At 69.8% G+C, this 17,297-nt stretch carries 17 protein-coding genes; 12 read left to right on the forward strand and 5 right to left on the reverse strand.

Annotation, left to right across the window (positions count from 1 at the left end):
• Positions 1-287: 287 nt before the first annotated feature.
• Positions 288-929: a TIGR02391 family protein gene (locus ABEA93_RS39230; RefSeq protein ID WP_345680770.1), complete on the forward strand. Its 642-nt coding sequence runs from the start codon at positions 288-290 to the stop codon at positions 927-929.
• A gap of 380 nt (positions 930-1,309) precedes the next feature.
• On the opposite strand, the gene ABEA93_RS39235 is transcribed toward ABEA93_RS39230, so the two are convergent.
• From ABEA93_RS39235 to ABEA93_RS39250, 4 genes are read right to left on the reverse strand one after another with little or no spacing between them, the layout of a single operon-like run.
• A complete protein-coding gene (locus ABEA93_RS39235) occupies positions 1,310-2,434 on the reverse strand; it encodes an alpha/beta hydrolase (protein ID WP_345680771.1) in 1,125 nt (374 codons plus the stop codon).
• Positions 2,431-3,015: an NADPH-dependent FMN reductase gene (locus tag ABEA93_RS39240; RefSeq protein ID WP_345680772.1), complete on the reverse strand. Its 585-nt coding sequence runs from the start codon at positions 3,013-3,015 to the stop codon at positions 2,431-2,433. Before ABEA93_RS39240 ends, ABEA93_RS39235 begins: the two co-directional genes overlap by 4 nt.
• Positions 3,012-3,389, reverse strand: a complete 378-nt coding sequence (locus ABEA93_RS39245; RefSeq protein ID WP_345680773.1) for a nuclear transport factor 2 family protein — start codon at positions 3,387-3,389, stop codon at positions 3,012-3,014. Before ABEA93_RS39245 ends, ABEA93_RS39240 begins: the two co-directional genes overlap by 4 nt.
• Position 3,390: 1 nt before the next feature.
• The gene (locus ABEA93_RS39250) at positions 3,391-3,957 is read right to left on the reverse strand and encodes a VOC family protein (protein WP_345680774.1); all 567 of its coding nucleotides are present in this window, start codon (positions 3,955-3,957) and stop codon (positions 3,391-3,393) included.
• A 223-nt stretch (positions 3,958-4,180) separates the two neighbouring features.
• Between ABEA93_RS39250 and ABEA93_RS39255 the strand changes: the two genes are divergently transcribed.
• Positions 4,181-4,879 (forward strand): TetR/AcrR family transcriptional regulator, encoded by a 699-nt coding sequence (locus ABEA93_RS39255; RefSeq protein WP_345680775.1) that lies wholly within the window; start codon positions 4,181-4,183, stop codon positions 4,877-4,879.
• A gap of 22 nt (positions 4,880-4,901) precedes the next feature.
• On the opposite strand, the gene ABEA93_RS39260 is transcribed toward ABEA93_RS39255, so the two are convergent.
• Positions 4,902-5,660: an SDR family NAD(P)-dependent oxidoreductase gene (locus ABEA93_RS39260; RefSeq protein WP_345680776.1), complete on the reverse strand. Its 759-nt coding sequence runs from the start codon at positions 5,658-5,660 to the stop codon at positions 4,902-4,904.
• A gap of 215 nt (positions 5,661-5,875) precedes the next feature.
• On the opposite strand from ABEA93_RS39260, the gene ABEA93_RS39265 reads away from it, so the two are divergent.
• The 10 genes from ABEA93_RS39265 to ABEA93_RS39310 all read left to right on the forward strand — a co-directional run bounded on the left by ABEA93_RS39265 (position 5,876) and on the right by ABEA93_RS39310 (position 17,273).
• On the forward strand, positions 5,876-7,069 hold the full coding sequence (locus ABEA93_RS39265) for an acyl-CoA dehydrogenase family protein (RefSeq protein ID WP_345680777.1): 1,194 nt from the start codon (positions 5,876-5,878) through the stop codon (positions 7,067-7,069).
• Positions 7,066-8,244, forward strand: coding sequence for a CaiB/BaiF CoA transferase family protein (locus ABEA93_RS39270; RefSeq protein WP_345680778.1), 1,179 nt, complete (start codon positions 7,066-7,068; stop codon positions 8,242-8,244). The genes ABEA93_RS39265 and ABEA93_RS39270 overlap by 4 nt, the downstream gene beginning before the upstream one ends.
• A 29-nt stretch (positions 8,245-8,273) precedes the next feature.
• Positions 8,274-9,437 (forward strand): acyl-CoA dehydrogenase family protein, encoded by a 1,164-nt coding sequence (locus ABEA93_RS39275; RefSeq protein WP_345680779.1) that lies wholly within the window; start codon positions 8,274-8,276, stop codon positions 9,435-9,437.
• 132 nt (positions 9,438-9,569) lie between these two features.
• Positions 9,570-9,779, forward strand: coding sequence for a hypothetical protein (locus tag ABEA93_RS39280; protein WP_345680780.1), 210 nt, complete (start codon positions 9,570-9,572; stop codon positions 9,777-9,779).
• A gap of 4 nt (positions 9,780-9,783) precedes the next feature.
• Positions 9,784-10,662: an aspartate/glutamate racemase family protein gene (locus tag ABEA93_RS39285; RefSeq protein WP_345680781.1), complete on the forward strand. Its 879-nt coding sequence runs from the start codon at positions 9,784-9,786 to the stop codon at positions 10,660-10,662.
• A 46-nt stretch (positions 10,663-10,708) separates the two neighbouring features.
• Positions 10,709-11,176, forward strand: coding sequence for a nuclear transport factor 2 family protein (locus tag ABEA93_RS39290; protein ID WP_345680782.1), 468 nt, complete (start codon positions 10,709-10,711; stop codon positions 11,174-11,176).
• Positions 11,177-11,237: 61 nt separating this feature from the next.
• Positions 11,238-12,074 carry an SDR family NAD(P)-dependent oxidoreductase gene (locus tag ABEA93_RS39295; protein WP_345680783.1) on the forward strand — a complete coding sequence of 279 codons (837 nt, stop codon included), beginning with the start codon at positions 11,238-11,240 and terminating at the stop codon, positions 12,072-12,074.
• Between the two features lie 281 nt (positions 12,075-12,355).
• Positions 12,356-13,627: an ABC transporter substrate-binding protein gene (locus ABEA93_RS39300; RefSeq protein ID WP_345680784.1), complete on the forward strand. Its 1,272-nt coding sequence runs from the start codon at positions 12,356-12,358 to the stop codon at positions 13,625-13,627.
• A gap of 224 nt (positions 13,628-13,851) precedes the next feature.
• The gene (locus ABEA93_RS39305; RefSeq protein ID WP_345680785.1) at positions 13,852-16,596 is read left to right on the forward strand and encodes an ABC transporter permease subunit; all 2,745 of its coding nucleotides are present in this window, start codon (positions 13,852-13,854) and stop codon (positions 16,594-16,596) included.
• Complete coding sequence (locus tag ABEA93_RS39310; protein WP_345680786.1) at positions 16,593-17,273, forward strand: ABC transporter ATP-binding protein; 681 nt, start codon at positions 16,593-16,595, stop codon at positions 17,271-17,273. Before ABEA93_RS39305 ends, ABEA93_RS39310 begins: the two co-directional genes overlap by 4 nt.
• The last annotated feature ends 24 nt before the right edge of the window (positions 17,274-17,297 follow it).

Raw genomic sequence — 17,297 nt, forward strand, 5'->3', positions numbered from 1 at the left:
GATTGGCTTCGACACCACCGAGATTCCAAGAGGCCCTGCTTTCATGCGCGTACGGCTCAGACTTCACCCCATCGGGAAACCAAGTCCTATAACCCGACGCCAAGTTCGGTACGACCACAGCTTCTTACCTTCGTGGTACAGACCTCCACCTCAGAGCGTTCTTCCGCCAGATTGACCTGCTCGCGGAGATCCAGAAGCGCCAGGCGTCCATCAATGGACATCCGGCGAGAGTTTCCCAGTCGGACCTCTACCGGTGGGAGCGGCTGCGTGGGGGAGCGCCGACTGGCGTGCGCGTGCCGCTGGATGCGTTTGCCTACCACGAGCCGTGGTGTGTCGGCGACGGCATCGGCAACGGCTGGGGCGGCACCGAGACGACCGTCGTGGTGGACGAACGAGTTCAACAGTTCACAGGCGCCCGCGACATCCACGAGTACTGGCAGCGGCGCCGAGCGTTGTTGGCTGGATCGGCCGGGCTGTGGCGAGGGCCGACTTTCGACAGGGCCAAGTTGGGACCGGTGCATCCCGCCATTGAGAGCGCTGCAGGCCAGTTGTTCGCCGATGGCCACTACTCGGATGCCGTCTTGCGAGCGTTCAAAGCTGTTGAACATCGCGTTCAGCAGATCACCGGATCAAGTGAAATCGGCCAGCGACTCATGAACAGCGCTTTCGGCGGAGCCTCCCCGCAACTGGACGTCGCGCGCGCCACGGGCCCGGCGACCGCGGGCGAGCGTGACGGATTCAAGATGTTGTACATCGGAGCGATGGTGGGCATCCGCAACGTGCGCGCCCACGGCGATCATCCGCTTGACGATGCGAACGAGGCACGGGACGCAATTGCGTTCGCCAGCCTCCTCATGCGCCGCATCGACTGGGCGGTGGATCGGCCGAGTGACGAGACCGCTTTGATATCGGCAGATCCGTCGGGCTGACACTGTCGGCCGACATCGGACCGAGCTGGGGCCGGAGCGTCAGACTCTGCTGAAGCCTGCATGAGTTGTCGCGGAGGGTGTCCCGATCGCCGTCCGCTGCGGCGTTCCGCCACGACACCGAAGAGCAGGGGCATATACGCCCGCCAGGGCACAGTCGGGGCGGTTCGTCGGCTCCTCCTTCAACCGGTCAGGAACGTCTCTCACGGGTCACAGGATCCTTGAGCGGTTCTGGTGTCTGCCCGCAAACCGCAGGGCTCTGATCCGCCGCCGCGGATCAGAGCCCTGCGAGTTGCCGACGCCGGCGGGCGCCCCGGTCACCGCGCGCGTGTTGCGCGTCGGCGCCGGTGCGGCCGCAGTCCGTCTGACACCCCGGAGAGCGGCTACTCGCCGCCGACCGGGAACCGCTCCCCGATCCACCCCGCCAGTACGTCCGCGACCTTCTCGCGGGCCCCGGCGGGTTCCGCGAAGTAGTGGTCGCCGGGGAGGTCGAGGCGTTGCTTGTCGTCGGCGGCGATGCCGTCGTAGATGCCGTCGGCGTCGCTCGGGTAGACGCCGGCGTCCGCGTCGGCGTTGACGACGATGGCCGGGACCTTGATCTTGGCCAGGTGTTCCGCGGCGCTGCACTGCGAGTCGGTCAGGCTCCACATGCCCAGCCAGTTGCGGAGCGAGGTGTCGTGGCCGAGCCCGCCGCCGGAGCGGTTTGCCGTTGCCGGGGTGCCTCGGTAGGTCGCGTTCGCGGCGCGGTTGGACGGGTCGATCGTCGCGTCGACCATGCGCGGGTCGGCCCACACGCGTTGCACGGAGAACGGCAGGTCGTGGAAGCCTGCGGCCTCGACGCGGGCGAGTTCGGCCTTGGCCCAGGCGGAGATGCGGTGGTTGCGGGCGACCTGTGCGGCGCGGTAGCGGGCGAGGAACTCGGCGGAGTACGGCGGGCCGTTCTCCGGGTCGAACAGGTCGAGTTCCGGGTCGGTCAGCGTCGGGTCGCGCTCGTCGAGGACCGCGGGGTCGAGCCACGCCGTGATGACTTCGGGCCGACCGAGGTGTGCGGCGAGCGAGATGAACGCGTTGCCGGGTATCAGGTCGTCGATACCCGGGGCGGGAGCCATGCCGATGCCGGGGCGGACGCACGGTTCGACGGCTTGGGAGTGGTACGCCGCCATCAGCGAACACCCCCCGGAATTGCCGAGCAGGATCACGTGCTCGACGCCCGCCTCCTCCTTGAGCCAGCGCACGCCGACACCGATGTCGACGAGGGCCTGGTCGAGGACGAACTGCGACTCGTAGCCGCGGTAGCGGGTGTTCCAGCCGAGGAACCCGATGCCGCGCTCGGCCATGAACTCGGCGAGATAGTGCTCGGAGAAGTCGATCTGGTAGTGCGTGGTGATCATGGCGACGCGCGGGCGGGTCCCCTCGCGGGCGTAGTACACGCCCTGGCACGGCATGCCGCCCGCGCCCGCCCGCCGGGCTCCGGGGGATTCGCTGCTGACGAACGTCTTGGTGATCATGAGGAAGCGACCGCCTCGTGGTGGTTCAGTCGGGCGTAGGAAGAAAGGTTTCGGAAGAGCAGCCCGATACGGGCGGCGACATCCGGGTCGGTGAGTCGGCCTTCGGCGTCGAAGCGCTCGTGGGCGTGGGCGACGAGCACCTCGGGGCCGGGCATCACCGGGGACGCGGTGAAGACGAACATGTTGCGCAGCTCGAACTGGCCGCGTGCCGTACCGAGTCGACCGGGCGACGCGCCCATCAGCCCGACCGGCTTGCCGTGCAGCGCGGAGCCGCCGAGCGGGAGGGAGAGCCAGTCGAGGGCGTTCTTGAGGACGCCGGGCACGCCGCCGTTGTACTCCGGTGTCGCGATCAACAGGGCGTCGGATGCGGCGACTTCGGCGCGCATCCGCAGCACGCTCTCGGGCTCGCGCCCGCCCACCAGGTCTTCGTTGAACAGCGGGATGTGCGGCAGTTCCTCGCTGATGTGCACCTCGATGCCGGAGGGTGCGAGCGCGGCCGCGGCGCGCAGCAGTTTCCGGTTCCAGGAGTCGCGCCGCAGACTTCCGGCGATGCCGACGACGCGGAGTGGAGAGGTGCTCATCCGGCGAGCGCGGAGGTGAGCTGCCCGTAGTCGAAGTACTCCTCGATCCGGTACACCTGCTCGGCTTCGACGTACACGCGCAGCACCGCGGGGACGCGGGCGTGTCGGCCCCCGCGCGAGGCCTGGATGACGTGCTGGCGGAGGAATCCGCCGTCGGGGAGTGCCGTGCACCGCACTTCGGCGTAGGCGAAGGTGTCGTAGCGCTGGGGGATGCTCGCCAGCGTGGCGAGGTTTTCGTCCTTGGTCTGCTCGACCTCGTCCCAGTTGTGCCAGACCTTGACGTCGTCGCGGTAGTAGCGGCGCACGCTGTCGATGTCGCCGTCGGCGACGGCGTCGAAGAAGTCCTTGGCAAAGGCGAGCGTGGCGTCGGTCATCTCAGGCTCCCGGGATGGTCGCGGCGGGGACGCCGTCGGCGTCGTAGGGTGCGTGGGCCACGTCGCCGTCGCGCAGTTCGCGGGTCCAGGCGGCGAATTCGAGCAGGATGCCGTCGGGGTCGAAGAAGTACATCGAGCGGACGTAGGTCCCCTCGTGGATCTCCGGCGACCACGTCCGCTCGCTGTCGTCGTGGTTGAGGATGGGCCCGGTCCGGACGCCCTTGGCCTCCAGCTTCTCCTTGTACTCCTCGAACTTGTCGACCGGGATCTTGAAGGACACGTGGTTCATGGACGCGTGGGCGGTGCGGATGTCCCCGGTGCCGGGGAGAACGGCCGACGACGCCACCCCGGGCGCCCGCTCCGGCGCGCCGGGGAACCAGAAGAAGGCGATGAACTGGCCGCCGCCCATGTCGAAGAAGAAGTGCTGGCCGTTGCCGTTCGGCAGCTCGACCGTCTTGGCCAGCTTCATGCCGAGGACGTTCGTGTAGAAGTCGACCGTGCGCTGCATGTCCTGGCAGACCAGGGCGAGGTGGCACACACCGCCGAGTTCGAATTCGGTGTTGCTCATGAGCTTTCCAGCCTCCTGGGGGCCGACGCCGGTTTCGCGACGCTATTCCCGGCTTGCTCGATAGGTCAAGAACTATCGCTCGCTAAGTAGATAGCAGAGAAGCATTCCTTTATCCAGAGAACACCGTCGGCCGGGCGGCCCGCAACCCCCTCGGGGTTTGACGTGGGGCGCGCCGAGACATACGGTCCACTGAGCGAACGATAGGTAGGGCGTGGAGGAGCGAGTGACCGCAACACCCCGCAGGGATGCCGGGCAGGCCGCGGATTGGCGCGCGTACCAGCCCCTGGACCTTCACCCGGTCCTGCTCCACGCGATGGCCGCCTTCAACGAGCACGGCTACCACGGCACCACCGTGCGCGACATCGCCAAGCGGGTCGGCGTCACCGTTCCAGCGCTCTACTACCACTACGAGAACAAGCAGGCCCTGCTGGTCACGCTGCTCGAATCGTCGATGCTCGACGTCCTCGACCGCTGCCGCGCGGCCGTCGGCGAGGCCGGCGCGGACCCGGCCGGCCGGTTCGCGGCGATCGTGGAGTGCATCGCGCTGTATATGGCGAACCGTCGCGGGCTCGCCTTCCTGGATTCCGAGATCCGCAGCCTGGAGCCGGAGAACCGGGCCCGCTACGTCGGTCTGCGCGACGAGCTGGAGAGCATGCTGCTGGACACCGTCCACGCCGGGATCAAGGCCGGGGTCTTCACCACGCCGATTCCGGTGGATGCGAGCCGCGCCGTCCTCACCATGTGCCAGGCCATCGCGAACTGGTACGACCCCGACGGCCGGCTGACCCCTGCTGAGGTCGCCGAACGCTACGTGCTGATGAGTCTGGCGGTCGCGGGACACAACCCGCGCGCAACGCCGACGGCCAAGCCGGGCCGGGCGCGCCGCGGCACCGCAGGGCGCCCGCCCGCCCGCAACACCTGACGGGGAAGGGCAGGCGCCGCGGTCAGGCGCGCCAGAGTTCGGACCCAGACCTGAGCACCGCCAGCTCCGGGACGACCGCGCGACGGGACAGCCGGGTCAGCGACACCGCCAGCTCGGCGATGTCGTCGGCGGCGATCATGGCTTCGGGCGGAATCCGGTCGTGCGTCCACGCGCTCATGTCGGTGTCCACATAGCCCGGGCATATCGCGGTGGCCGCAACCCCGTGCACCGACTCCTCGGTGTTGACGGCCGCGCACAGGGCGGACAGTGCGGCCTTGCTGGCGGCATACGCGGCCAGACCGGGCTCGGGCGCCTGTGCGGTCACCGAGGAGATCGCGATGATCTTCGCCCCGGTCGTCGGTCGCCGCGCCGCGGTCGCCCGCAGCAGTTCCAGGCACTCCCCGATCAGCAGGAAAGGGGATCGGACGTTCACCGAGAACTGCTTGTCGAAGCGCTTGACGGGATAGCCCGCCACCGGCGCCGCGGAGCCCACGCCGGCACTGATCACCAACGCGTCCAGCCGGCCGAAACGTTCGGCATGCTCCGCCGCGACCCTGCGGGGAGTGCCCTCGTCCGCCATGTCCGCGGGCACCGTCGCCACCCGCGCGCCCAGCTCGGCCAAGTCCGCGGCGACCTCGTCGAGTGCTGCCGCGTCGCGTGCGCTGAGGGTCAGGTCGTACCCCGCGCAAGCCAGTCGGCGGGCGATCGCATAGCCGATGCCGCGGGAGGCGCCGGCCACCAGAGCTGCCGGGCGGGTATCGGGACTGGGTGACGTGTCCACGTCGGCGCACCTCTCGTCGGGACGGCTTTCGCCGCGTAGGCGTGCAGCTCGGCCGGCCCTTACTTATCGCTCGCTCAGTGGTGAGGCTATGAGCGGGCGATCGAACCGTCAAGCCGGCTGTATGGGTTGACCCTGGAACCTCGATCGCCTACCTTCCTGGCCATTCCCCTGAGCGAGCGTTCAGTAAGCAGCTTGGCCGACATCCGAGGACCGTGATGGCGATCGACTTCACCTTGGATCCGCATCTCGCGGATCTCCGCGAACGCACGGCCGCGTTCGTCCGCGAGCACGTGCTGCCCGCCGAGGCGGCCCTGCTCGCCCGGCAGGACGCCCCGGACGACGGCCTCCGCGCCACACTTCAGCAGGCCGCCCGCGATGCGGGGCTGTTCTCCCCGACCGTGCCGTCCGGACTGGGCGGACTCGGCCTGGACATGCGCGGGCAGTCGGTCGTCCTGGAAGAGGCCGGCTACAGCCTGCTCGGCCCGCTCGCGCTGAACTGCGCGGCGCCGGACGAAGGCAATATGCACCTGCTGGAGAAGGCCGCCACGCCCGCGCAGCGCGAGAAGTTCCTGCGTCCCCTGGCGGAGGGCCGGGTGCGCTCGTGCTTCGCCATGACGGAGCCGGCCCCGGGCGCCGGGTCCGACCCGGCGCAGCTCGCCACGACCGCGCGCCGGGACGGCGAAGCCTGGGTCATCGACGGCCTCAAGAGGTTCATCACCGGCGCCGACGGCGCGGCGTTCGCCATCGTCATGGCGCGCACGGGCGGCGACGACCGCTCGCCCGAGGCCACCATGTTCCTCGTCCCGACGGACATCCCCGGGTACACCCTGGAACGCCACATGCCCACGCTCGACAGCGGCTTCGTCGGCGGACACGGCGAACTCCGCTTCAGCGGCCTCCGTGTCGGCGACGAGGCCGTGCTCGGCGAACCGGGCAAGGGATTCGCATACGCCCAGATCCGGCTGGCTCCGGCGCGGCTGACCCACTGCATGCGCTGGCTCGGCATCGCGCGGCATGCCCACGACATCGCCGTCCGCTACGCGGCCGACCGCACCGCGTTCGGGAGCCGCCTCGGCGACCTCGGCCTGACGCAGGGACACATCGCCGACAACGAGATCGACCTGGCGGCAAGCCGGGCGCTGATCCGCGAGGCCGCTTGGGTGCTCGACACCGGCGGGTCCGGCAAGCGCGAGACGTCCATCGCCAAGACGTTCGTGGCCGAAGCGGTCGGGCGGATCGTCGACCGCTCGATCCAGGTCTGCGGCGGACTCGGCGTCTCCGGCGACCTCCCGCTCGCCGCGTACCTGCGCGAAGTCCGCGCGTTCCGGATCTACGACGGGCCCTCCGAAGTGCACCGCTGGTCACTGGCCCGGCGTGCCGTCCGCGCTGCCGAACGGGACGGCTCGTGACCGAGTGGGCGGCGCGGCCCGCCGCCGGCCCGGGGCCGCTGCACGGCATCCGCGTCTTGGAGATCGCGAGCCTCGCGCCCGCGCCGTTCGCCTGCATGATCCTCGCGGATCTCGGCGCCGACGTGCTGCGCATCGACCGAGTGACCGACGTGGACGACCGGCCCCAGCCGACCGGGGATCCCCTCCACCGCGGTCGCCGCTCGGCCGCCGTGGACCTCAAGCACCCCGACGGCGCCGCGCTCGTGCGCCGACTCGCGGCCGCGGCCGACGTGTTCGTCGAAGGCTTCCGCCCCGGCGTGGCGGAGCGGCTGGGGATCGGTCCGGCGGACCTCCGATCCGCGAACCCGCGCCTGGTGTACGGCCGCATGACCGGCTGGGGCCAGACCGGACCCTTGGCCGCGCGCGCGGGCCACGACATCAACTACATCGGGCTCGCCGGCGCCCTCGAACCCATCGGCCGGGCCGGCGAACGCCCGGTGCCGCCGCTCAACCTGGTCGGCGACTTCGGCGGCGGGGGCATGCTGCTCGCCGTCGGCATTCTCGCCGCACTGTACGAACGGGAGCATTCCGGAGCGGGGCAGGTGGTCGACGCGGCGATGGTCGACGGCGCCGCACTGCTCACCGCGCCGCTGCACGGACTCCGCGCCACCGGACAGTGGGAAGGCCCACGAGGCACCAACCTGTTCGACGGCGGCGCACCCTTCTACGACACGTACGAGACAGCGGACGGCCGGTACGTCGCCGTCGGCGCGTACGAACCGCAGTTCTACGCACAGTTGCTGGAAGGGCTCGGCCTCGTCGGCGACGACCTGCCCGGGCAGAACGACCGCAGCGGGTGGCCCGAACTGCGGGAACGGTTCGCCGCTGTCTTCGCGAAACGCACCCGGGACGAATGGACCGCGGTCTTCGAGGACACCGACGCCTGTGTCACCCCGGTTCTCACCCCCTGGGAAGCCCACCGGAATCCGCACAATGCCGCTCGCGGCGTGTTCACCGATGTCGCAGGCTCGCGCCAGCCCGCCCCCGCCCCGCGCTTCGAACGCACCCCCAGCAGCACTGCCGGTCCCGCCCCGGCCCCCGGGCAGGACACTGCCGCCGCACTGCTCGCCTGGGGCGTCCTCGCCGACGCCGTCGCCGACCTGGCCGCGCGCGGCGCGGTCGCCGAACGCCCCTGACCCGCGTACCGCCACAAGGAGCACGAACCGTGGAACGCACGTTGTACGACCGAGACCACCACGACTTCCGAGCGATGGTCAGGCAGTTCATCGCCAGGGAGGTCACGCCGAACCGGCAACGGTGGGAGGATCAGCGCCTGATCGACCGGTCGGTGTGGACCGCGGCCGGGCGCGCCGGCCTGCTCGGCATCGCCGCGCCCGAGGAACTGGGCGGTGCCGGCCAGGACGACTTCCGCTACCGCTCGGTCCTGAAGGAGGAACTCGCCTACGTCGGCGCCGCGTCGCTGGCGGCGGGCTTCGCCCTGCAAGACGACATCGTCCTGCCGTACCTGCTCGACTTGGGGACCGACGAGCAGAAGAAGCGCTGGCTGCCCGGCGTCTGCTCGGGCGAGACGATCCTGGCGATCGCCATGACCGAGCCCGGAGCCGGCAGCGATTTGCAGGGCATCCGCACGACCGCGCGGCGCGACGGCGGCGACTGGGTCATCGACGGCGCAAAGACGTTCATCACCAACGGCATCCTCGCCGACCTCGTCATCGTGCTCGCCCGCACCGACCCGGCCGCCGGGGCGCGGGGCATGAGCCTGTTCGCGGTCGAACGCGGCACCGTCGGCTTCACCCGGGGACGCAAGCTCGACAAGGTCGGCCTGCACGCGCAGGACACCGCCGAACTTTTCTTCGACGCGGTGCGGGTACCGGAGGCGAACCTGATCGGAACCGAAGGCCGGGGCTTCTTCCACCTCATGGAGCGGCTCCCGCGCGAACGCCTGTCCATCGCCGTGGCCGCGCAGTGCGGAACGGAGGCGGCACTGGACTGGACGCTGGAGTACTGCGCCGAGCGCACGGCCTTCGGGCAGCCGATCCGAGACTTCCAGCACAGCCGCTTCCTGCTCGCGGAACTGGTGACCGAGGCGGAGGTGACCCGGGCATACGTGGACTCCGCGATCCTCGCGCTCAACGCCGGAACTCTCACCGCGGTCGACGCGGCCAAGGCCAAGTGGTGGGCGAGCGAACTCCAGCGCAAGGTCGTCGACCGCTGCCTGCAACTGCACGGCGGCTACGGCTACATGATGGAGTACCCCATCGCCCGGGCCTTCCTCGACTCCCGCATCCAGACGATCTACGGCGGCACGACCGAGATCATGAAGGAGATCATCGGCCGTGACCTCGCCAAGCGGGGGGCCGCGCGATGACCTCGTCGCCTTCCACCAGCCCGCCCGGCCTCGAACTCGCTGCACTGGAAAAGTACTTCCGCGACAACGTCCCGGAGTTCCGGAGTTCGTTGCGCGCGGATGTCGTCGCGGGCGGACGGTCCAACCTCCGAGTTGAGCGGACGGGATGTCACACAACTGCCGGTCTACCTGGCCCTCGCGTACTTCAAGGTCGCGGTCATCGCCGAGGGTGTGCACTCCCGCCACGCGCAGGGCATCACGGTCGGCTCGGGGTTCGACCGCGCAGGCGCGTCGGTCCCGAAGCTGGTCGACGCCGGCCTGACCGCGCTTCGTTCCCGCCGAATTCCGAGCCAAGGAGCCTGACCCGATGGCCAAGCGCATCGCCTTCCTCACCTCGCCCGGTCCGACCGACCGCCGCGGCGTCGCGCCCGAGATCGTCACTCCCGGGTTCACCGCGGAGTTCGTGCGGATCGGCACGCCGACGCTGGTGAACGACCCGGTGGACCTGATGATCACCGACCTGGCGTACGTCGAAGCCGCCCTCCGTGCCCAGCAGGAGGGCTTCGACGGCATCCTGGTCGGGGCGGTCGCCGACTATGCCCTCGGCACCATCCGGGCCGCCGTCGACATTCCCGTCGCCGGATGCGGGCAGGCGAGCATGCTGACCGCCGCGGGCCTCGGCGACGCGTTCGGCATCGTCACCATCTGGCCGGAGTCCACTGCGTTCACGTACGACCGGATCCTGCGCGACAACCCGGTCGGTCGCCAGTGCGTATCCGTGCGCTACGTCAGTACCGCCGCCGAGCAGGCGGAGATCGCCGACGAGGACGGCTTCTTCCGGCAGATGCAGGAGGGCCGGGAAGGCATGATGCTGCGCATCCTCGCCGAGATCGAGGCCGCAGTCGCCGAAGGTGCGCAGTCGATCGTGCTCGGCTGCAACTGCATGAGCCCCGTGGCGGGCATCCTCGCCGAACGTGCGTCAGTACCGGTGATCGACCCGACCGCGGCGGGCTACCGCTTCGTGGAGTCGATGCTCGCCCTTGGCCTGACCCACGCCAAGGACCCGCGTCTGCCCGCGTCCTCCGAGCGGGCGCCGGTCTTCGCCGACGCCGTGACGGCCGTCGCCGCCGCGCTCGACGAACCGGAGGAGTGCGCGGTCTGCGTGCTCGACGAGCACGGCAACGCCTCCTGCGAGGTCCCGAGCCGTGATGCGGCGCCCGCGTCGACCCCCAGCCCCCAGTCGTAGCCGCGAACCGCAGCTGCCGGACACCGACACTCCGAAAGGAATGCCCATGGCTGACACCGGACTCGACGCGGTCGACTGCCTCGACATCACCGACGCCTGCAACCGGATGGCGCTCTATATCGACCACCATCGCTGGGACGACCTCGGCGCCCTGTTCACCGACGTCATCGACCGCGACTACACCGGCATCTTCGGAGGCGAGCCCGAGACGATCACGCGCGAGGCGTTCATCGCACGCGCCGCGGGCCGGATGCCGAACTTCGCCGCGACCCAGCACCTGGTCTCCGGCCACATCGCGGCCGGCTCGGGCGACGAGGCCACCTGCACCGCGCAGGTCCAGGCATCCCACTACCTGCCGACCACCACCGGCGGCTCCATGTGGACGTGCGGAGGCCAGTACGACCTACGTCTGGTGCGGACCCGCGGGACTTGGCTGATCAGCTCGGTGACCGCAACGCAGTGCTGGGCGACCGGCAATTTCGAGGTCATGCGCATCGCCATGGGCATGAACTAACGCGCCACACCACGGAAATCATCAGAAAGAGATTCTGTATCAAAGAATCTGAAAGGGAAGCATGGGGACTACTGAACTGTCCGGCAAAGTCGCCCTGGTGACCGGTGCGGCACGACGCGGCGGCATCGGACGTACGACCGCCCTGCTGTTCGCCGACCTCGGCGCCGACGTCGCCTGCCTGGACGTCGCCCGCGCGCCGTGGCACGCACCCGGCCACGGCGTCGGATCGCCCGACGAACTCGCGGAACTGGTCGCGGAGATCGAGGCCAAAGGCCGCCGAGCCATCGCGGTCACCGCGGACGTTACCCAGGCGGCCCAGGTCGATGCGGCGGTGGACCGGACCGTGCGCGAACTGGGCCGCCTCGACATCTGCTGTGCGATGGCCGGCGGCGTGGGCTTCGGCAACGGGATCGCCCCGCTGCTCAGTCTGGACGAGCCGTCTTGGGACTGGGTCATCGACGTCAACCTCAAGGGCGCCTGGCTCACCGCCGCCGCCGCCGGGCGGGCCATGGTCGCCGCCGGGCGCGGCGGCCGGATTGTCACCATCGCGTCGTCGGCAGCGCTCATCGGGGCCAACGGCAGCACAGGGATGGGTGCATATGCGGCCGCCAAGGCCGGTGTCATCACGCTCACCCAGACGCTGGCCGCCGAACTGGGGCCACACGGCATCACCGTCAACGCGGTGTCGCCGGGCATGATCGGAACCCAGGCTTCGGCTCCGGTACGCGAGCACTTCGAGCGCAGCGGCCGCACCGAAGCGGTCATCGAAAGCATCCCGTTGCGGCGTTTCGGCGAGGCGGATGAGATCGCCTCGATCGTTGCCTTCCTGTGCGGCGACGGGGCGAGTTACATCACCGGCGACGCGATCAACGCCACCGGCGGCAAAGTCCTCGGCTGAGGACCAGGCCGGGTCCAGGCCGCACGCACCGCACGGCGCGTGCGGCCGTCGGCGATTCCCTTTCTGTGCCGTCGGGCCCTCGGCAGTGCCCGGTCACTTCCGCATGCCCTTCCTCTGTTCTTCAGAGCACGATTCTGTATCGGGCCGGGAAACCTCGGTCATGCCATTGCTCGCCCTACGTGGCTGATATAGCTTCGTGGAACTTCGCAGAGGTTACTTCTGCTTTGAAGAGAAGACTTCCCGGGTGTAGCCAACCCCGTCACCGCCAACGAGGAGATCCCATGGGACTCGACAGAGCATCCGCCCGCGACGCGGCCCCCGCGTCGGGCGCCGCCGGCCGTCGCACGGCCAGGAAGACCGGACGAGTTGCCGCGGTCGGTGCCGCGCTAGTCGCCTTCACGGTCGTCGCCTCGGGATGCAGCTCGGACGACGACGGCAAGAAGGGGGCGTCCGGCGGTGGCGCGCCCATCAAGCTCATGGTCTCCGGCGCGATCTCCGGACCCGTGTACGCCGTACCCGAAATGGTGACCGGCGCGCAGGCGGCCGTGAACCGGATCAACTCCGAAGGCGGCGTCAACGGCCGCAAGTTGGAGCTGATCTCCTGCGACGACCAGGGCAACCCGAACAACGCGGCCGCCTGCGGCCGCAAAGCGGTGTCGGAGAAGGTCGCCGCCGTCGTCGGCGGACTGTCGATCTACGACAACCAGTTCATGCCGATCCTGGAGTCGGCCAAGATCCCGTACATCGGATCGACCGGCACGGCACCGATCGCCAACACCAACCCCATTTCCTACCCGTTGAGTTCGGGTGCGGTCAGCTATCTGGCGAGCGGAAAGGCGATGGCGCGCAGCGGCTGCAAGAAGGCGGCCGTCTTCGCCGCCGACCAACCCGGCGTCGACGGCGCGATCGAGAACATCACCCGCGGTCTCAACCAGTCCGGGGTGACGGACGTCAAGCCGTACAAGTTCCCCACGAGCACCAGCAACTTCAGCTCGCTGGTCGGCACCGCCCAGGCGGCCGGCGCCGAATGCATCGGCATCAGCTCGGGCCCCCAGGCGCTGGCGGGGATCATGCTCGCGGTGAAGAAGAGCGGCACCATCACCCCGATCAACACCATTCTCTCGAACGTCGTGCCCGAACTGCTCAAGACCGTCGACTTCCCGGCCGGAAAGCTCACCGCCGACGGCCTGTTCTACATGCCGGAGTCCGGCGCCACCGGGAATACCCAGCAGGTCCTCGACCAGTACGTCGCCGACGTGGCCGGGGTCAAGGCGACGGGCCAAGCCGCCGCGCTCGACGGCCCGTCCATCAACGGGTACAACAGCGTGCTGCTCTTCGCCGCGCTCGCCAAGACCCTGCCGGACATCACCGCGGAGAACGTGCTCAAGGGCATGGCCACCTTCAAGGCCGACACCGGTCTGACCGCGCCGATCGACTTCACCGGCAAGGGCCCGATCGAGGGGGCGCCGCAGGTCCACGCCACCACCGCGATCACCTACTCCTGGACCGGCACGGCGCTGCAACTGAGCGGCGACCCGATCGTCTGCCCCTGATCGCCTGATCGCCTGATCGCCTGATCGCCTGATCGCCTGATCGCCGATCACCGGCAGCCGCTGCGGTCGCCGACATTGCCGAGACCCGCCCGTGCCTTGTTGCCCGGCTCGGCCGAACAGCCATCCGTGACCGCACCCCGCCCTTCGGGCCGACTCTCGCCGAACGGCCGCCGGCGCACTGCGCCGGCGGCACACCGGCACGCCGTCTTCGAAAGGACCACCTGATGTCCAACGCGATTCAGTTCGCGATCCTCGGCATGGCCAGCGGGGGGCTGTATGCCTTGATGGCCCTCGGCCTCATCGTCGTGCACCGCACCTCCGGCGCGATCAACTTCGCGCACGGCGCGATCGCCGTCACGGCCGGGTACGTCCTGTTCTACGGCGAGGCCCAGGGGATCCCCACCCCCGTCGCGGTGACGATCGCCATCCTGGCCGGGTTGCTCCTGGGCGTGCTGATCCAGCTGCTGGTGATGACACCGTTGCGCAATGCCAGCACCCTGACCAAGGCAATTGCCACACTCGGCATCCTCGTGGTGCTGCAAGCCGGCTGCCAGCTCAAATTCGGCTCCCAGCCGCAGCTGGTGAAGAACTTCCTGCCGCAGAACGGCGTGACCATCCTCGGCGCGTACGTCACCGTCGACTACCTCATCATGCTCGCGATCGCGCTGCTCCTGGCCGCGGTGCTGTGGGTCGTCTACCGCCGAACCCGCTTCGGCCTGGCCACCACCGCGGTGTCCGACAACGAGGAGGCACTGGGCACGCTCGGCTGGTCCTCGACCCTGGTCGCCCGGGGCAACTGGGCGATCGCGGGGACGCTGGCCGCGCTGTCCGGCGTGCTGCTCGCTCCTACCACGGGCGTGAGCCTGCCCTCGATGACCACGCTGCTGCTCCCGGCGCTGGCCGCTGCCCTGTTCGGCCGGCTCAGCTCCTTCCCGCTCGCCACCCTCGGCGCGCTGCTCATCGGCGTCACCCAGTCCGAGCTGACGTTCTACGGGCAGTCGCCGGTGCTCCGCGACCTCCCCAACCTGCCCGAAGCCGTGCCGTTCCTGCTCATCATCGTGATCCTGGTGGCACGCGGAAAGACGCTGCCGACCCGCGACTTCGTCGAATCGAGGCTGCCCGCGCTCGGTTCCGGCCGGGTCCGGCCGCGCACCGTGTTGCCGACTGTCGCGGTTGCGGTGCTCCTGATCCAGTGGCTGCTGCCGCTCGAATGGGTCATGGCGACGACCTCCACACTGATCGCGGCGATCATCGTGCTGTCCCTCGTGCTGCTGATCGGCTACGCGGGCCAACTCTCGCTGGCCCAGCTGTCGATCGGCGGCCTTGGAGCGCTGGTTACCTCCCGCTTGGTGGCGTCGGCGGATTGGCCGCTGCCGCTCGCGGTGCTGGTCGGCATCGCGGCAGCGGTCCCGGTCGGCATCGTGGTCGGGCTACCGGCCGTCCGCACCCGCGGCGCGACGCTCGCCGTGGTGACGCTGGGCCTCGCGGCCGCACTGAACTCGCTGGTCTTCAGCACCGTGAAGTTCACCGGGGGAGACGTCGGCCTCGACGTCGGCTACCCGTCCCTGCTCGGATTCGACTTCGACGAGACCACCTACCCGCGCCGATATGCGCTCGTCGTCCTCGCCCTCCTGGTCCTCGTCGGCATCGGCCTGGGCAACCTCCGGCGCTCCGGGCTGGGCCGCCGGATGATCTCGGTACGCAGCAACGAGCGCGCCGCGGCGTCCCTGGGCGTCAACGTGGCCGGCGCGAAGCTGTCGGCGTTCGTGATGTCCTCGGTGATCGCCACCCTCGGCGCGATCCTGGTCGCGTTTCGATACCCCAACGCGCTGTTCACCAGCTTCGACCCCTTCCAGTCGGTGAACTACGTCGTGCAGTCCGTCATCGGCGGTGTCGGCTTCGTGCCCGGCGCGGCGGCGGGCGGCACGCTCGAACCGAGCGGGCTCGGCAGCAAGGTGATCCACGACATCGGCCTGGGCGACTGGCTGACGCTGGTCGGCGGTGTGCTGCTGCTGCTCACGGTGATCTTCAACCCCGACGGCATGGTCGGCAGCGGCCTCGCGCAGGTACGGTCGGCCAAGCGCAGGCTGTTCCCGGCCAAGGCATCGTCGTCCGCGTCCGACGGCGTGGTCGCGGTCGACTCCCAGGCCGGTGCCGCGCCGGACCGCGGTGCGGTGAACGTGCTCGCGGTCAGCGGTCTGACCGTGGAGTTCGGTGCGGTCACCGCCGTGGACGGTGTCGACTTCGAGCTGCGCAGCGGTGAGGTCCTCGGCGTCATCGGGCCGAACGGGGCCGGCAAAACCACCCTGATCGATGCGCTCACCGGCTACGTCCCGGCCAAGGGCTCCGTCACGCTGGACGGCAAACAGCTGCTGGGCACCCCGCCGCACCGGCGCAGCCGCCTCGGCCTCATCCGCTCCTTCCAGTCGCTGGAGCTGTTCGAGGACCTGTCGGTGGGCGAGAACCTGCTGGTGGCTTCCGAGAAGTCGACGCTCCGCACGGCCGTGGGCTCGGTTCTGCGGCCCAAGCGGCCGACGCTGGACGGCGCCGCCGCGGCGGCCGTGCAGGAGTTCGGGCTCGGCGACGCGCTCGCCGCGGCGCCGGGGGACCTGAGCTACGGGCAGCGCCGACTGCTGGCGATCTCCCGCGCCGTGGCCTGCAACCCCACCGTCCTGCTGCTGGACGAGCCCGCGGCGGGCCTCGACGATGGCGACCGCCAGGCGCTCAAGGCCCTGGTGCGGCGGCTGGCGGAGAACTGGGGCATCGCGGTGCTTCTCATCGAGCACGACGTCGACCTCGTCATGTCGGTCTCGGACCGCATCCTCGCCCTCAACTTCGGCGCCGTGACCGCGCATGCCTCGCCGGACGAGGTCCGGCGCCACCCGGAAGTGATCCGCTCCTACCTGGGAGAGGACGACGCGGCCGCGTCCACCGGCACCGACGAGACCCTCGAACGGAGTGCGCAATGACCGAGGCGGCATTGCAGGCAATCGGCATGTCGGCCGGCTACCACGGGGTGCCAGCGGTGTCGGACATCGACCTCGAGGTGCGTTCCGGTGAGGTCGTCGCGCTGCTCGGCGCCAACGGTGCAGGCAAGACCACGAGCATCCGGGCGATGGCCGGCCAGATAGGGCTTCTCGGCGGCAGCGTCCGCATGAACGGCTCGGACCGGCCCGGTCCGCTGTTCAAGCGCATCCGTGGCGGCCTGGGGCTGCTCACCGAATCGCGGTGCGTGTTCATGGGCCTGACGGTCCGCGAGAACCTGCGGCTCGGCCGCGGCCCGGTGGACGACGCGTTGGCGCATTTCCCCGAGCTGGACCGGCGGATGGACGTACGGGCCGGCCTGCTCTCCGGCGGCGAACAGCAGATGCTCGCGCTGGCCCGCATCCTCGCGGCGCGTCCGAAGGTCCTGATGGCCGACGAACTGTCCCTCGGATTGGCGCCCTTGATCGTCCGGCGCCTGCTCGACGCGCTGACCGCGGCCGCCGCCGACGGCGCGGCGGTGCTCATCGTGGAGCAGCAGACCCGGCTCGCCCTGGAAACCGCCCACCGGGGCTACGTGCTGCGGCGCGGAAAGGTGGCGCTGTCCGGGCCCACCGCCGAACTGCGAGCGCAGAGCGCGACCGTGGCCGACCTCTACCTGTAGCGCAATTCGAGAGGACTGGTGGTT

The sequence above is a fragment of the Yinghuangia aomiensis genome (genome assembly GCF_039542225.1).
Classification (GTDB): Bacteria; Actinomycetota; Actinomycetes; order Streptomycetales; family Streptomycetaceae; genus Yinghuangia; species Yinghuangia aomiensis.

Excerpts from the sequence above, each read along its gene's own strand:
- ABEA93_RS39235 (WP_345680771.1), bottom strand. The coding sequence starts at position 2,434 with ATGATCACCAAGACGTTCGTCAGCAGCGAATCCCCCGGAGCCCGGCGG.
- ABEA93_RS39240 (WP_345680772.1), bottom strand. The coding sequence starts at position 3,015 with ATGAGCACCTCTCCACTCCGCGTCGTCGGCATCGCCGGAAGTCTGCGG.
- ABEA93_RS39245 (WP_345680773.1), bottom strand. The coding sequence starts at position 3,389 with ATGACCGACGCCACGCTCGCCTTTGCCAAGGACTTCTTCGACGCCGTC.
- ABEA93_RS39250 (WP_345680774.1), bottom strand. The coding sequence starts at position 3,957 with ATGAGCAACACCGAATTCGAACTCGGCGGTGTGTGCCACCTCGCCCTG.
- ABEA93_RS39265 (WP_345680777.1), top strand. The coding sequence starts at position 5,876 with ATGGCGATCGACTTCACCTTGGATCCGCATCTCGCGGATCTCCGCGAA.
- ABEA93_RS39285 (WP_345680781.1), top strand. The coding sequence starts at position 9,784 with ATGGCCAAGCGCATCGCCTTCCTCACCTCGCCCGGTCCGACCGACCGC.
- ABEA93_RS39290 (WP_345680782.1), top strand. The coding sequence starts at position 10,709 with ATGGCTGACACCGGACTCGACGCGGTCGACTGCCTCGACATCACCGAC.
- ABEA93_RS39295 (WP_345680783.1), top strand. The coding sequence starts at position 11,238 with ATGGGGACTACTGAACTGTCCGGCAAAGTCGCCCTGGTGACCGGTGCG.
- ABEA93_RS39300 (WP_345680784.1), top strand. The coding sequence starts at position 12,356 with ATGGGACTCGACAGAGCATCCGCCCGCGACGCGGCCCCCGCGTCGGGC.
- ABEA93_RS39305 (WP_345680785.1), top strand. The coding sequence starts at position 13,852 with ATGTCCAACGCGATTCAGTTCGCGATCCTCGGCATGGCCAGCGGGGGG.
- ABEA93_RS39310 (WP_345680786.1), top strand. The coding sequence starts at position 16,593 with ATGACCGAGGCGGCATTGCAGGCAATCGGCATGTCGGCCGGCTACCAC.